12 protein-coding genes are annotated in these 14,475 nt (G+C 70.1%); 5 read left to right on the top strand and 7 right to left on the bottom strand.

What is annotated here, in order from left to right:
- Positions 1–7: 7 nt before the first annotated feature.
- Positions 8–799, bottom strand: a complete 792-nt coding sequence (ygiD, locus tag OPF83_RS08160) for a 4,5-DOPA dioxygenase extradiol (protein ID WP_264886861.1) — start codon at positions 797–799, stop codon at positions 8–10.
- A 267-nt stretch (positions 800–1,066) separates the two neighbouring features.
- Between ygiD and OPF83_RS08155 the strand changes: the two genes are divergently transcribed.
- The 3 genes from OPF83_RS08155 (at position 1,067) to OPF83_RS08145 (ending at position 3,849) form a co-directional block, all read left to right on the top strand.
- Positions 1,067–1,495, top strand: a complete 429-nt coding sequence (locus OPF83_RS08155; protein ID WP_264886860.1) for a rhodanese-like domain-containing protein — start codon at positions 1,067–1,069, stop codon at positions 1,493–1,495.
- Positions 1,496–1,630: 135 nt separating this feature from the next.
- Entirely contained in the window at positions 1,631–3,262 is a 1,632-nt protein-coding gene (gene lysS / locus OPF83_RS08150) for a lysine--tRNA ligase (RefSeq protein WP_264886859.1), read from the top strand.
- A gap of 35 nt (positions 3,263–3,297) precedes the next feature.
- Complete coding sequence (locus OPF83_RS08145; protein WP_264886858.1) at positions 3,298–3,849, top strand: DUF6518 family protein; 552 nt, start codon at positions 3,298–3,300, stop codon at positions 3,847–3,849.
- Positions 3,850–3,862: 13 nt separating this feature from the next.
- Here OPF83_RS08145 and OPF83_RS08140 read toward each other — a convergent pair whose 3' ends face one another.
- Positions 3,863–4,642, bottom strand: a complete 780-nt coding sequence (locus tag OPF83_RS08140) for a L,D-transpeptidase (protein WP_264886857.1) — start codon at positions 4,640–4,642, stop codon at positions 3,863–3,865.
- A 15-nt stretch (positions 4,643–4,657) separates the two neighbouring features.
- Positions 4,658–5,314, bottom strand: a complete 657-nt coding sequence (locus OPF83_RS08135) for a DUF1801 domain-containing protein (protein WP_264886856.1) — start codon at positions 5,312–5,314, stop codon at positions 4,658–4,660.
- Between the two features lie 114 nt (positions 5,315–5,428).
- Between OPF83_RS08135 and OPF83_RS08130 the strand changes: the two genes are divergently transcribed.
- Positions 5,429–6,067, top strand: coding sequence for a L,D-transpeptidase (locus OPF83_RS08130; RefSeq protein ID WP_264886855.1), 639 nt, complete (start codon positions 5,429–5,431; stop codon positions 6,065–6,067).
- 88 nt (positions 6,068–6,155) lie between these two features.
- Here OPF83_RS08130 and OPF83_RS08125 read toward each other — a convergent pair whose 3' ends face one another.
- A complete protein-coding gene (locus tag OPF83_RS08125; protein ID WP_264886853.1) occupies positions 6,156–6,713 on the bottom strand; it encodes a hypothetical protein in 558 nt (185 codons plus the stop codon).
- Between the two features lie 116 nt (positions 6,714–6,829).
- Entirely contained in the window at positions 6,830–9,559 is a 2,730-nt protein-coding gene (locus OPF83_RS08120; protein WP_264886852.1) for an ATP-dependent RNA helicase, read from the bottom strand.
- 251 nt (positions 9,560–9,810) lie between these two features.
- Between OPF83_RS08120 and OPF83_RS08115 the strand changes: the two genes are divergently transcribed.
- Positions 9,811–12,468, top strand: coding sequence for an ATP-dependent Clp protease ATP-binding subunit (locus OPF83_RS08115; RefSeq protein WP_264886851.1), 2,658 nt, complete (start codon positions 9,811–9,813; stop codon positions 12,466–12,468).
- 119 nt (positions 12,469–12,587) lie between these two features.
- On the opposite strand, the gene OPF83_RS08110 is transcribed toward OPF83_RS08115, so the two are convergent.
- Together OPF83_RS08110 and OPF83_RS08105 are read right to left on the bottom strand one after the other, a co-directional pair.
- The gene (locus tag OPF83_RS08110) at positions 12,588–13,112 is read right to left on the bottom strand and encodes a flavin reductase family protein (protein ID WP_264886849.1); all 525 of its coding nucleotides are present in this window, start codon (positions 13,110–13,112) and stop codon (positions 12,588–12,590) included.
- Between the two features lie 107 nt (positions 13,113–13,219).
- Positions 13,220–14,395 (bottom strand): ROK family transcriptional regulator, encoded by a 1,176-nt coding sequence (locus OPF83_RS08105; RefSeq protein ID WP_264886848.1) that lies wholly within the window; start codon positions 14,393–14,395, stop codon positions 13,220–13,222.
- Positions 14,396–14,475 lie beyond the last annotated feature (80 nt).

Raw genomic sequence — 14,475 nt, 5'->3', positions numbered from 1 at the left:
ACGGGGGTCAGGCCGCCGAGCGGTAGCTGGTCATCGAGAGCGAACCCCAGAGGTAGTCCTTGGTGAACGCGTCCAGCTTCTCCTCACCGCCGGCGGCCATACCCGCGGTGTAGAGCAGCGGCAGGAAATGGTCGGCGGTGGGCACGGCCAGGCGGATGTCGGGGTGTTCGATCAGCTTGAGGATGTTCTCGGGGTTCTCGGTGAGCAGTTCCTGGGCGGCATCGTCGAAGCGGCGGGCCCAGTCCGCGCCGGTATCGCCGCGGGAGGGGTCGATGATCGACAGGTTGTGCACGACGTTGCCACTGGCGAGCACGAGTACACCCGAGTCGCGGAGGGCGGAGAGCTTGGCGCCGAGCTCGAAGTGGTAGCTCGCCGGCTTGCCCGCATCGACGGAGAGCTGGGCGACCGGCACATCGGCGTCCGGGAACATGTGCGTCAGGACGGACCAGGTCCCGTGGTCCAGTCCCCATGAGTCCTTGTCGACGCCGATCCAGGTCGGCTTGGCGATCTCCGCGACCTCGGCGGCGAGTTCAGGCGCGCCGGACGCCGGGTACTCGAACTCGGTGAGCTCGCGGGAGAAACCGTAGAAGTCGTGGATCGTGCGCGGGGCGGACATGGCGGTCACCGCGGTGGCGTTGATGTACCAGTGCGCGGAGACGGCCAGGATCGCGCGCGGCTTCTCGGGAAGGGACTGGCCGATGGCCCGCCACTCGCGGGTCCACTTGTTGTCCTCGAGCGCATTGGTGGGTGCGCCGTGACCGATGAAGACGGCGGGCTGACGAGCGGGAGCGGTGGTCATGGAGGTCTCCTTCGATCGGTGTGAGTGCTGGGGTGTTCTCGTTTGTCGCAGTTGCATGATGCATCAACTAACTTGGAGATGCCAGCCCGTAGGGGTGGGGGGCTGTGGTGGTCCTTGATCTAGATAGACCGGTCTGTCTATTATTGGCGTCATGCAGATGCGACGAATGCCCTCGGCCGGTCCGGCGACATTCGCGCACGTGCGCTTCAGGTGTCCCGGCTCGGCAGTCCCTCGCGATCCAGCCGTCACCACTTCCGGGAGCCCCGCATGACCACCGCATTCGCCACCACCGTCACCACCACGACTGTCAACACAGCCCTGACCATCGACGCCTCCGACTACGCCTCGGCGGTCCGCGCCGGAGCCCTCGTCGTGGACATCCGCTCCCGCGCGCAGCGTGAGCGCCAGGGGGTTCTCGCCGGCGCCGTCGCAGTCGAGGCCCGCCCGGTCGTCGACCTCCTCGATCCGTCCTCGCCGGCGCCGCTCGCGGCGGTGTTCGGAGGTCGACCGGTCCTCCTGGTGAGCGACGACGGCCTCGACGCCGAACTGTTCGCGCTCGAGCTCGCCTCGCGGGGAGTGCGCGGGATCCGTGCCGTCGACGGTGGCCACGACGCCCTGCGCCAGGCCCGCGCCCTGGCACTGCTCTCGAACGCCGAGCACCTCCTGCGTGAACGGTCGGCGATCTCCGCGCACTGATCCCACCGCGCCGCCTCGACCCGGCCGTGCCAGGGCGTGACCGTCTCCGGTGGAGGTGACGACCGTCCGGAGGCACTGCCCCCAGAGGTCGCCCTGCCGCGACTTATGCTCAGGCGGCGACTATCCTCGGATGTCGTGACCGACTCGACTCCCGCCGCGACCGGGGCCGTCCAGGACGAGCCCGCAGACGACACCCCTGAGCAGCTGCGTATCCGCCGCGACAAGCGGGCGCGACTGCTGGAGTCGGGAGGGCAGGCCTACCCCGTCGACGTGCCGCGCACGCACGGGCTCTCCGAGATCACCTCGGACCCGCGTTTCGCGGAGCTCGAGCCCGGTGAGGAGACCGACGTCGAGGTGTCGGTGGCCGGCCGCGTGCTCTTCGTGCGCAACACCGGCAAGCTCTGCTTCGTCCGCCTCCAGGACGGTGTCGACCCCGACGCGGACCTGTCCGCCCCGGCCGTCGAGGGCGAGCCGAGCGGCTTCGCCCCGCAGCTGCAGGCGATGCTCTCGCTGGCCAACGTCGGCCAGGAGCAGCTAGACGCCTGGAAGCAGGACGTCGACCTCGGCGATTTTGTCTCCGTGACCGGTCGGGTCGTGCGCTCCAAGCGCGGCGAGCTCTCCGTCATGGCCGACTCCTGGGTGCTGGCCGCCAAGTCGCTGCGTCCGCTGCCGGTCGCGCACAAGGAACTCAGTGAGGACACCCGGGTCCGTCAGCGCTACACGGACCTGATCATGCGGGACCAGGCCCGCCGCAACGCCGTCCTGCGCATCAAGGTGGTCCGCGCCCTGCGGCACGCGCTGGAGAAGCGCGGCTTCCTCGAGGTCGAGACCCCGATGCTGCAGACGCTCCACGGCGGCGCCGCGGCCCGGCCGTTCGTCACCCACTCCAACGCGCTGGACCTGGACCTCTACCTGCGCATCGCGCCCGAGCTTTACCTCAAGCGCTGTGTCGTGGGCGGCATCGAGCGGGTCTTCGAGATCAACCGCAACTTCCGCAACGAGGGCGTCGACTCGTCGCACAGCCCCGAGTTCGCGATGCTCGAGACCTACCAGGCGTACGGCGACTACGACACGGCCGCCACGATGATCCGCGAGGTCATCCAGGAGATCGCGACCGAAGTGTTCGGCTCGACCACGGTCACTCTCGTGGACGGCACCGAGTTCGATCTCGGTGGCCAGTGGCGCGAGATGAAGATGTACCCCTCGCTCAACGAGGCGCTGCAGCGCAAGCACCCCGAGCTCGCCACCGCCGGCGCCGAGACGGTCACCGTCGACACGTCCGTCGAGGACCTCACCGCTCTCGCCGACAAGATCGGCCTCGAGGTGCCCACGGGCCAGGGCTGGCTGCACGGCAAGCTCGTCGAGGAGATCTGGGAGCATCTGTGTGCCGACCAGCTCGAGGGCCCGGTCTTCGTCCGCGACTTCCCGGTCGAGACGTCCCCGCTCACCCGCGACCACCGCACCGATCGCGGTGTCACCGAGAAGTGGGACCTCTACGTCCGAGGATTCGAACTGGCGACGGCCTACTCCGAGCTCGTGGACCCGGTCATCCAGCGTCAGCGCTTCGAGGACCAGGCGCGACTGGCCGCGGCGGGCGACGACGAGGCGATGGTGCTCGACGAGGACTTCCTCGCCGCGATGGAGCAGGGCATGCCGCCGTCGGCCGGCCTCGGAATGGGAATCGACCGGCTCCTCATGGCACTGACCGGGTTGGGTATCCGCGAGACCATCCTGTTCCCGATGGTCAAGCCGCTCCCGCGCGACTGACCGGCGGCAGCTCGAACTCCCTGATCGGCGCCAGGGTGTTGGTACGGGCGTTGGTCCTCGGGTTGGGGGCAGGTGTACTGCTCACCGCGACGCACTGGCTGCTGCCCGATCGGTGGGCGGTACTCGCCGGTACGAGCGCACTTTGGGGAGTGGTCTGCCTCGTCGCCGGTCGGAGCCGTGGCTATCGGGCCGTCGACGGGGCACTTGCAGGTGTGGCCGCGATGGTCGGGGTGCTGATCCCCTGGCTCGCGGTGCATGCCGCCTCGACGTCCCCGTCTGAGCTCGCATTGTGGATGACCGTGGGGCCGGCCGCCGGAGTGATCTGTGGCGCGACTGGTGCCATATCAATGACGGCCGGTCGCAAGGGTGCGCTCGCGGCCGGAGTGGTGCCCGGAATCGTCGGAGGCGAGGCGACCTACGGTCTCCTCCTGATCGGAGGGCCAGCCTGGAGAGTCGAAGCGCTCCTGGCGGTGGTGCTCCTGGCGGTGGCGTCGCGTCGGGGGGACCGGTTGATCTCGGTCGGGTCGGCGGCGGTTGTGGTCGCCCTGGCCGCCACCGCGTGCGTGGTCTACGACTCGATCCCCTGAGAGGCGAGACCGCTCAATAAGCGACGACCTCGTCAAAGAAGTGGGCGGCCGCCTGCTGGTCGAGGTGGATGCACCCGTGCGACGGCTCGTCGAGCCGACCCTCGTGGAAGGCGATACCGCCGGTCGTGAAGTACGTCGAGTACGGCATGGGGGAGTCGAACGGGATGCTGTGGTCGTGCCGGACGTGCCGGATCACGTGGTGTGTGCCCCGCTCGGTCTCGTGTCCCGGGCGACCCGTGGTGGTGGGGACCGGTCCGTAGGTGACACGACCGTTGTCGAGCATCCAGGTGACCTTGCCGTCCACGTCGATGCAGGCGCGGGCGGTGGGCGGGCACTGCGGCGGTGCCAGCACGGGCGCGGCCTCGGGACCGAGGTCCACCGGAGCGCCGGGACCGAATCCCAACATGGCCTCGCGGGTCAGCCGTTCGGCGTCGGCCGGGGTGGCGGGGGCCTGGGAGAGGACGTCCCTGGCGATGAGATCGGTGTTCGTGAGATTCTCCGGCTGCGACTGCTCGAGGAGCACCTGCCGGGCGACGGACTCGATCAACTGGGCGTCGACGGTCACCGGCTGCGGCCGCTCGTCGAGCACCACGTCAGCGTGCGTCGACTCCTCACCCGGCGCGGAGTGGTCCGGCCCGGTCTGGGTGGCGTGGCCGGTGGCGGTCACCGTGTCGTCGTCGGCACGGGTGTCACCACTGGCGGCCGTGGCCGCGCCCGCCGCACCGACCAGCGCTGAGGCCGCGAGCGCTGCGACGTGGATCCGGCCAGGCCGGGGTGTGCTCCGCGTGGACATGCGGTCACCCTAGCGTCAACCGGCGTCGCCCCGCGCCCATGCGGTGTCGACCATGTCACGCAGTGCCTGCTCGTCGATCCCGGACAGGCGCGTCACGTACAGGCAGCCCTTTCCGGTCTTGTGCGGGCCGAGTCGGTCGAGAAAGTCGTTCTGACCGGGGATTCCGAGGAGTCCGTACAGCGAGATCGCCGAGGCGCGGGGCGAGAACCCGACGCGGCAGGTGTCGCCCTCGCGGCCGGTGTCGTACACGTAGTGATGGTGGCCATATCCGACGATCGAGGGCGAGGGCCCCCACATCGTGGCCTTTTCGCCGGTGACCTCGTCGAAGAGCGCCAGGAGTCGGAGCCCGTCCTCGACTCGCCGGCCAGCGGGCAGTGAGTTGATCCAGTCTCGCGGAGACACCGTCGAGGCCGCCAGTGCCGTGTTGTCGTTGCGTCCCGTGGGCGTCGGTCGGGCGATCGGGTCGGTGAACGCCAGCCCTGCCTCTGTCAGCGCGTGGCGCAGGACGCCCAGTTGAGCCGGGCCGAGCCCGTGCAGGGCGAGCACGTCCTTCTCCGCCATGCCGTCCAGTTGGGTGAGGTCGGTGATCCCGGCTCCGGCCAGTGTCCGCTCGGCCGGTGCGGACAGTCGGGGCAACGGCAGTCGGGGCCGTGACGGTGGGGCGTCGCTCATGGAGAACAGAGTATTCATCGCCGCGTCGATGCCGCAGGCGCGGAGGCGCCGTCGAGATCGGACCGTGACCCCACGGTGCGCGGCCCGGTGATGTGGGTGGGAGATACTCCGCTCATGACCAGACGCCTCGCCCGCCCCGTTCTCGCGGCCGCCGCAGCACTCGCGATGGCAGCAGCCGCCGCGCCAGTGGCGTCGGCCCAGGCCCCCGGCGCGTTGCCACCGCAGCTCGAGCAGGCTTTTGCTCAGGCGCAGGCGGGCTCGGCCCAGGCGCAGGCCGGTTCCGCGCGGGCCGAGGCCGACGCCCGCACGGCGGTGGGTGGGGCGCTCGAGGCCGCCGGCATCACCCCGCCACCGGGTCTGGTCCCGGCGCCTCCCGCTCCTCCGACGCCACCGGACCCGACGCCGGAGAGCCCGTGCCCGCGGACGGCCGACGCCTGCATCGACTTGGACGGGGAGCGGAGCTGGCTGCAGGAGGACGGTCGTCTGAGCTACGGGCCGGTCCCGATCTCGCACGGCCGGCCGGGCTGGGAGACGCCTCCGGGGACGTTCCAGGTCACGCGCAAGGTCCGCGATGAGGTGAGCCGGATCTTCGACAACGCGCCCATGCCGTATTCGGTGTACTTCGTGGGCGGGATCGCGTTCCACGAGGGCGACTCGAACATCGATTCCCACGGCTGCATCCACCTCGAGCACGACGCGGCGGTCACCTACTTCGACCGGCTCGAGGTGGGCGAGACGGTCGTGGTGTTCTGACAGCCCCCGATAGGGGAGAGCCTGCACTCTGACGGTCCCCGAAAGGGAGGGCCCGCACGGTGAGAGCCGTGCGGGCCTGGCGGACTGCTCAGTGCCGGTGATGCGTCGGCCGGGCGGATTCGAGGTCCGGCAGGACGTACTCGGCCGATCGCGCGGCCCAAGCCGATCCGCCGGCCACGAGGATGAACCCGACCAGCGCGACGAACGCCCCGTAGGACAGTGAGGTGTCCGACGGCAGGCCCGAGAGCATCGGTTGGCCGGATCCGGTCGAGGACATGAGCGTCCACATGAACGTCACGTGCCCGAGCAGGATCAGTCCACCGATGATCGCGCCGGCGATCGCGAACGCGCCGAGCCTGGTCACCGTGGTGACGATCACGAGGAACATCATCACGACCAGTCCCAGGAAGAGGATCGGCGCGACGCTGCGGACGTCGATGATCTCGGTGATGCCGACACCGGTGATCGTCTCGCCGCTACTGGTGTTGAGCCACGGCACGTAGAGGCTGATCAGTGCGAGCGCGAGCCCGGTCGCGGCGGCGAGGGCCCCGATCCGGTTGGTGACGTGCGGGATGATCCCTGCCTGGGCCGGCGCTCTGGTGGGCAGGGCCGTACGGTGCGGTGCGGGATGTGTGTAGGCGGTCATGACAATCACCCTTCCGACGTCGACGCCATCAGTGATATGCCTCACAGCCTACGACTGAAAAGAAGGTTAATCCACCACTCCGTGCCTCGTTATGGTAATGACGCCATCCGCCGCAGTCACCGCCGTCGGTTGGTGTGCCGCGTCGGCTCCGCGCTCATCGGATCCTCCGGCCACGGGTGCTTGGGGTACCGCCCCCGCATCTCCGCACGCACGCCGGGATACGCCTCGCGCCAGAAGAACTCGAGGTCGCGCGTCACCGCGAGTGGTCGGCCGGCGGGGGAGAGCAGGTGGACGGTCACCGGTACCCGTCCGTCGCAGATCCGCGGGGAGGTGGTCCAGCCGAAGCACTCCTGGAGTTTCACCGCGAGGACCGGCGCGTCGCCGGAGTCGGGGAGGGGGTAGTCGACCCGGTATGACGACGACGAGGGCACAGTCAGCCTCTCCGGCACCAGCTCGTCGAACCTCCCGGCCTCGGGCCAGGTGAGCAGTCGCCTCAACGCGGGGCCGATGTCCCGTCCCGCCATCTTCCCTCCCGTCGCCAGGGTGGCGAGCTCGGGTCCCAGCCACTCCTCGAGCCTGTCGGCGAGGGCGTCGGAGGAGACGTCCGGCCACGGCTCACCGAGCACGGAGTGCGCCAGTGCGAGGCGGCGCCACAGGGTGTCCGCGTCGTCGTCGGGATTCAGCGCTGCCAGTCCGCCGGCCCGGACGGCGGCGGACACGGCGTCGACGGCCGAGGCATGCGACGGCCTGACGGGTGTAGAGGACAGCTCGATCGCGCCGAGGCGCCTCACGCGTCGCCCGGTGAGGGCTCCACCGGAGAATGATGCGGTCTCGTCGTCGTCGACCAGGTGGGACGCTGCGTCGAGCGCGTCGTCGACGCGCAGTGCGGCGGCCGCGCGGATCACGGCTCCGGTCTCTCCGGCGGCGCGTCCCGAGGCGCGGCCGACCTCGGCCACGGCGAGCCATTCGTGGCCGGTCAGGGCTGAGCCGGGTGGCAGGACGGCACCGGTTCCCGAGGCGAGGGTGTACTGGTCGCCGCGGCGGCGCGCGACGCGGTCCGGGTGGGCGAGGGCCACGACCAGTCCCACGGCGTCGTCGGGGTTCCCGGCGCCGCCGCTCAATCCACGCCGGTCGTCGCTTGCTCCGTACCCGCCGCCGCTCCTCCCACGACCGCCGTCGCTTGCTCCGTACCCGCCGTCACTTGATCCACGTCGACTGCGACCGTCGCCCCCGCGCTCGATCTGTTCCAGGCGGCGGGCCTGCTGCTGCCACGCACCCGCATCCGGCGCGCGGCCCGTACGCAGCGTCCGCAGATCCGCGGCCAGGTCCCCACCGGGGGAGCGGCGACCGGAGGCCAGTGCCGCCACCACCTCGGCGGCGGTGCGCGACCCCACCAGGCCGGCACCGTCGAGCAGGGCCCGCGCGTGGCGGGGGTCGGCGGGAACGCGGGCCAGATCCCTCCCGCGATCGGTGGCGCGGCCATCCTGATCCACTGCGCCGAGCCCCCGGAGCACCGACTCCGCGCGCGAGATCTCGCCGACCGGCGGGGCGTCCGGCAGGGCGAGGCCCTCGCCACGCGGTGCGCCCCAACACGCCACGTCGAGGGCGAAGGTCGTCAGATCGGACGTGGCGATCGCCGGCGCACGGTGGGACGGCAGGCGCGAGAACTCCTGCTCGGTGAGGCACCGGATCGCGCGACCCGGCCCCAGGCGGGCGGCACGGCCGGCGCGCTGGACACACGAGTCCCTGGATGCCGACACGGTGACCAGTCCGGTCATGTCGCGGGCGGTGTCCCGGCGGGGCTCGCGGCTCAGGCAGGCATCCACCACGGCACGCACGCCCGGCACGGTGAGCGAGGACTCGGCGAGGTCGGTCGACACCACCACGCGCGGCCGCGCCCCGCTCCCGGCAGTGCGCTCAGCAGTGCGACCGGACACCGCGCGGTCCTGGGCCGCCGGGTCGAGCCCTCCGTGCAGCGGCAGGATCTCCGCGGTGTCGCCGAGGCGGGCGCCGAGAGCCCTGATGACACGGTCGATCTCACGCACGCCGGGCAGGAACACCAGCGTGTCGTGGCCGTGCGCGGCGACCTCGTCCGCGGTCACGGCGGCGACGTGCTCGAGGAATCCGTCGGTCACACCGCGGGCGTCGAGGCGGGGGACCGGCGCGGGGGCGTAGGTGATCTCGAGCGGGTGGAGGACGGCCGGCACGTCGACGACCGGGGCGGACGGGTGCCCGCTCGAGTCGGCGCCGGTGTCGGCTCCGGCTGCGCCATCGGCACCGTCGAGCAGCCGGGCGAAGCGGTCGGCCTCCACGGTAGCCGACATCGCCACCACCGGCAGGTCGTCCCGGAGCTCGCGCAACTCGCACAGGAGGGCAAAAGCGAGGTCGGACTCGACATCACGTTCGTGGACCTCGTCGAGCACCACGGCCCCCACGCCGGGCAGGTCCGGATCGGCGATCAGTCGACGCACCAGGACGCCGGGCGTCACGAATTCCACCCGGGTGTCCCGGCCGACCCGCGAGTCACCGCGAACCGAGTAGCCCACCGCGCTGCCGAGTTCGGTGCCGGTCAGGGCGGCCAGCCGCCGGGCCGCGGAGCGGGCGGCCACGCGGCGGGGCTGGGTCACCACGACGCGCTCGGTGCCGCCACCGTCGGTCGTGTCGTGGCCGGTGCTGACGACGCCGACGACGACATGGTTTGCGACTGCGGGCGGGACGAGCGTGGTCTTACCGGTCCCCGGTGGGGCCTGGACGACCGCGGTTCCGGCCGAGGAGAGCGCGTCCCGTAAGTCGGGCAGGGCCTCGGCGAAGGGCAGGCCGCGACCGATGTGGTCAAGGTCGAACATGCTCACCTCCGTTCGCGCGGGAACGCCGCCGTCGCAGCTTCGTACAGTCTGCCCCGGCACTACGACAGTCCGACTCGCCCGGGGCGGCCCGTGGCCGGTCCGGGCGTTCGCTGTCGGCGTACACGAAACGGCAATGATTCCCCGACCTGCCGCGTTGGATAGACGTGACGGACCGACTGCCACCTCTGTGGCTACGGGCGTCGGACCGGGCCACTACAGTGGTGAAAACCCGAGGAATGTGAGGTAGCACGATGTTCGAACGGTTTACTGACCGCGCGCGTCGCGTCGTCGTCCTGGCCCAGGAAGAGGCCAGGATGCTCAACCACAATTACATCGGCACCGAGCACATCCTGCTGGGCCTCATCCATGAGGGTGAGGGAGTGGCCGCCAAGGCCCTCGAGTCCCTCGGGATCTCGCTCGAGGCCGTCCGTAGCCAGGTCGAGGAGATCATCGGCCAGGGCCAGCAGGCGCCGAGCGGGCACATCCCGTTCACCCCGCGCGCCAAGAAGGTGCTCGAGCTGAGCCTGCGCGAGGCGCTGCAGCTCGGCCACAACTACATCGGCACCGAGCACATCCTGCTCGGACTCATCCGCGAGGGCGAGGGCGTGGCCGCCCAGGTGCTGGTCAAGCTCGGCGCAGACCTCACGCGGGTGCGTCAGCAGGTCATCCAGCTGCTCTCGGGGTACCAGGGCAAGGAGGCGGAGGCCACGGGCACGCCCGCCGGTACCGGTGGACGCGAGTCCGGGACGCCGTCCTCGTCGACGGTCCTGGACCAGTTCGGCCGCAACCTCACCCAGGCCGCCATGGAGGGCAAGCTCGACCCGGTCGTGGGGCGCGCCAAGGAGGTGGAGCGCATCATGCAGGTGCTCTCCCGGCGCACCAAGAACAACCCGGTCCTTATCGGTGAGCCCGGTGTCGGTAAGACCGCCGTCGTCGAGGGCCTGGCCCAGGCCATCGTCAACAACGAGGTCCCCGAAACACTCAAGGACAAGCAGCTCTACTCGCTCGACCTCGGTTCGCTCGTGGCCGGCTCCCGCTACCGCGGTGACTTCGAGGAGCGCCTGAAGAAGGTGCTCAAGGAGATCAACCAGCGCGGAGACATCATCCTGTTCATCGACGAGATCCACACGCTCGTCGGCGCGGGTGCCGCCGAGGGCGCGATCGACGCCGCGTCGATCCTCAAGCCCAAGCTGGCCCGTGGCGAGCTGCAGACCATCGGTGCCACCACGCTCGACGAGTACCGCAAGCACATCGAGAAGGACGCGGCGCTCGAGCGCCGTTTCCAGCCGGTGCAGGTGCCCGAGCCCAGCGTCGAGCTGTCCATCGAGATCCTCAAGGGCCTGCGGGACCGCTACGAGGCGCACCACCGCGTCACCATCACCGACTCGGCGCTGGCCGCTGCGGCCCAGCTGGCCGACCGGTACATCAACGACCGGTTCCTGCCGGACAAGGCGATCGACCTCATCGACGAGGCGGGTGCCCGCATGCGCATCAAGCGGATGACGGCTCCGCCGGACCTGCGCGAGTTCGATGAGAAGATCGCGGAGGCCCGCCGCGAGAAGGAGTCCGCGATCGACGCGCAGGACTTCGAGAAGGCCGCCGGCCTGCGGGACACGGAGAAGAAGCTCATCGCCGAGCGCTCCGAGCGTGAGAAGCAGTGGCGTGCGGGCGACATGGACGTGGCCGCCGTGGTGGACGAGGAGCAGATCGCCGAGGTCTTGGGTAACTGGACCGGCATCCCCGTCTTCAAGCTCACCGAGGAGGAGACCACCCGTCTGCTCCGCATGGAGGACGAGCTGCACAAGCGGATCATCGGCCAGGAGGACGCCATCAAGGCGGTCTCGCGCGCCATCCGCCGCACCCGCGCCGGGCTCAAGGACCCCAAGCGTCCCAGCGGTTCGTTCATCTTCGCCGGCCCCTCGGGTGTCGGTAAGACGGAGCTGTCCAAGTCGCTGGCGAACTTCCTGTTCGGCGAGGATGACGCGCTCATCCAGATCGACATGGGCGAGTTCCACGACCGTTTCACGGCCTCCCGCCTCTTCGGCGCGCCCCCCGGGTACGTCGGTTACGAGGAGGGCGGTCAGCTCACGGAGAAGGTGCGGCGCAAGCCGTTCTCCGTGGTCCTGTTCGACGAGATCGAGAAGGCCCACTCGGAGATCTACAACACCCTGCTCCAGGTGCTGGAGGACGGCCGTCTCACCGACGGTCAGGGACGCATGGTCGACTTCAAGAACACCGTGCTGATCTTCACCTCGAACCTGGGGACGAAGGACATCTCCAAGGCCGTGGGCATGGGCTTCTCCGGCATCGGCGAACAGGATGCCGAAGGCCAGTACGAGCGCATGAAGCAGAAGGTCAACGACGAGCTGAAGAAGCACTTCCGCCCGGAGTTCCTCAACCGTATCGACGAGATCGTGGTGTTCCACCAGCTCACCGAGGATCAGATCGTCCAGATGGTCGAGCTGATGGTCGGGCGCGTCCGGTCGGCACTCAAGGCCAAGGGCATGGACATCGAGATCACCGAGCGGGCCGGACGCCTGCTGGCCAAGCGTGGATTCGATCCGGTTCTGGGCGCGCGGCCGCTGCGTCGCACGATCCAGCGCGAGATCGAGGACGCCCTGTCGGAGAAGATCCTCTTCGGCGAGGTCGCCTCGGGCGAGCTCGTGTCCGTGGACGTTGAGGGCTGGGACGGCGAGTCCGAGCGCACCGAGGACGCCAAGTTCACCTTCTCGAGCACTCCGCGTCCCGAGCTGGATGAGGAGCGCGAGGGCGAGGAGATCACCGCCAGCGTCGCCCCCACGGGTGAGGCCGGGCCGGGCGACTCCCTCCCGCCGAGCTCGGGTGGCTTCGGTGGCGGCGCCACCGGACCGTCCGGTACCGGCGGCGGGGCGGCTCCCGCCACCACCTGATCCGCGAGGGTCCCGACCGGAACAGACGACCCCCGCCCTCTGACCGAGGGCGGGGGTCGCCCCATTTCTTTCGATGTATCAGTTTCCGTCCGCTTCGCGGATTGCCGGGTGATGCCCGACTAGTGAGACGCCCCCGACACCGAACGGAATCCGCCGTCGAGGATCACCAGCGGGTCGGCGGGCGCCTCGTGGAACCAGGCGTTGAGCAGGCGTGCGATCACCAGGACGTGATCGCCGGCGGGCACCAGACGGTCAAGGGCGACCCGCAGTCGGACACGTCCGCCGTGCAGGAGTGGTTCACCGTTCTCTGCACGGGTCCACAGTGCGGTGTCGGCGAACCGCAGATGCGACGGACCGGCGAAGCGGAGCGCGAGATGCTCGTCCCCTTCTCCGAGTAGATGCACGACGGCGGTTCGGGCATCGAGGACGGCCGCCAGGCTCGACGAGGAGATCCCCACGTTGAAACTGATCAGGGCGGGTTCGGCCGACAGGCTCGAGGGGGATGATGCGGTGAAGCCGACCGGTCCGTGGGGGCCGTCCAGGGTTACGATCGTGACGCCGGCGGGGTGCGTCCGCATGGCGCGCCGGTGGATCTCGGGGGAGACGGACGGGAGTGCAGGGGATAACGACCGGTGTTCAGACATGACGGAAGTCTGCGGTCTGCACGCTACGGATGTCGAGACTTCTGTTCACGGTGAGGCAAAAGAAGCGTGCGGGGGAATCCGCCCACCACGGCGGCATGAACCGGGGCCTACTGCGCCGTGAGTTCGCGGGCTGCGAGCGCTCGCGTGGGATCCACGGAGATCGCGTCCAGAGCCACGGCCATGGCGGCGAACTGTTGGATGCGGCCACCGGCCGTCGAGACCCGGAGATCCGGCATCCCTCCCACGAGCCGGATCCTCCGGGTCGAGGTGATCAGTGCGGACAGATACTTCGGATGGTCGGTGAAGGCCTGACCGCACAGGACCACGGCGTCGGGTCGGGTGACGGAGGACAACAGGCCCACCAGGCGGCCCAGGACGGTGGCCCGCTCGACGAGGATCGCGTCCGCCACCGGGTCCCGCCGTGCCCGCACGGCGAGTTCGGCCACCGTTCCCACCTCGATGCGGTGGCGGGTCGCGGCCCGGAGGATCCCGGAGTCGCCGACCACGTCCAGGACACCTGCGCCGCGGTCGTCGAGCAGGTCGGTGGCCCCGACGGGCAAATGCGTCAGGTCCGGGGAGCCCGCCCGCGGCTGGTGGACGACACCGTCGATCACGAGTGCGGAGCCCAGATGCTCGCGCGCGTAGACGACCAGGGTGGTGCCCTCGTGGATCTCGTGCCCCACCAGTAGTTCCGTCGCGGCCATGGCTTCGACGTGCGGGGCCACCGAGAACGGCACCCCGATCCGTTCGGCGAACAGGTTTGTGACGGGCACGTCCTCCCATCCGAGTAGGTCGTGGATGATCCGCCCCGCTCCGGTGATCCGGGCGGCGGTGGCGATCCCGCCCCGGACCAGCCGGCGGTCGCGGTGGCCGTCAAGGAGTCGGAACGCGACCGCGGTCAGTTCGTCGGCGATGCGCGCCGGGTCGCGTCCGGGTGTGTCGATCGCGTGCTCGGACAGGATGCGGCACGCGAGGTCGCACACCGCCACCACACTGCGGTGTAGTCCGATGTGCACGGCGACGGCCACCGGGCCGGACGGGTCGATCTCCACCGGGACGCTCGGGCGTCCGACCGATCCGTCATGCATGAGCTCGGGTCGTTCCCGGATGGCGCCCGCGGCCACCAATGCGGAGGTCGCGCGGCCGACGGTCGCCACCGACAGCCCGGTCGTCGCGGCGATCTCGGGTCGGGAGACGGGGCCCCGGAAGCGGATCGTCCGCATGACCCGCGACGCGCTGGAGTCGGAAAGGCGCAGGTCGGCGACGGGGGACGGAGTGGGCATGGGGAGGACAGTAGCACAGAGAATAGACCGATCTGTCTGGTGGAGTTAAGCGTTTCGATCGCGGTGATCGCAACTCTGGG

It is taken from the genome of Dietzia sp. NCCP-2495 (assembly GCF_026011735.1).
Classification (GTDB): Bacteria; Actinomycetota; Actinomycetes; order Mycobacteriales; family Mycobacteriaceae; genus Dietzia.
The sequence above is the reverse complement of the archived record's forward strand: the minus strand, read 5'-3'. Positions and strand labels throughout refer to the sequence as shown.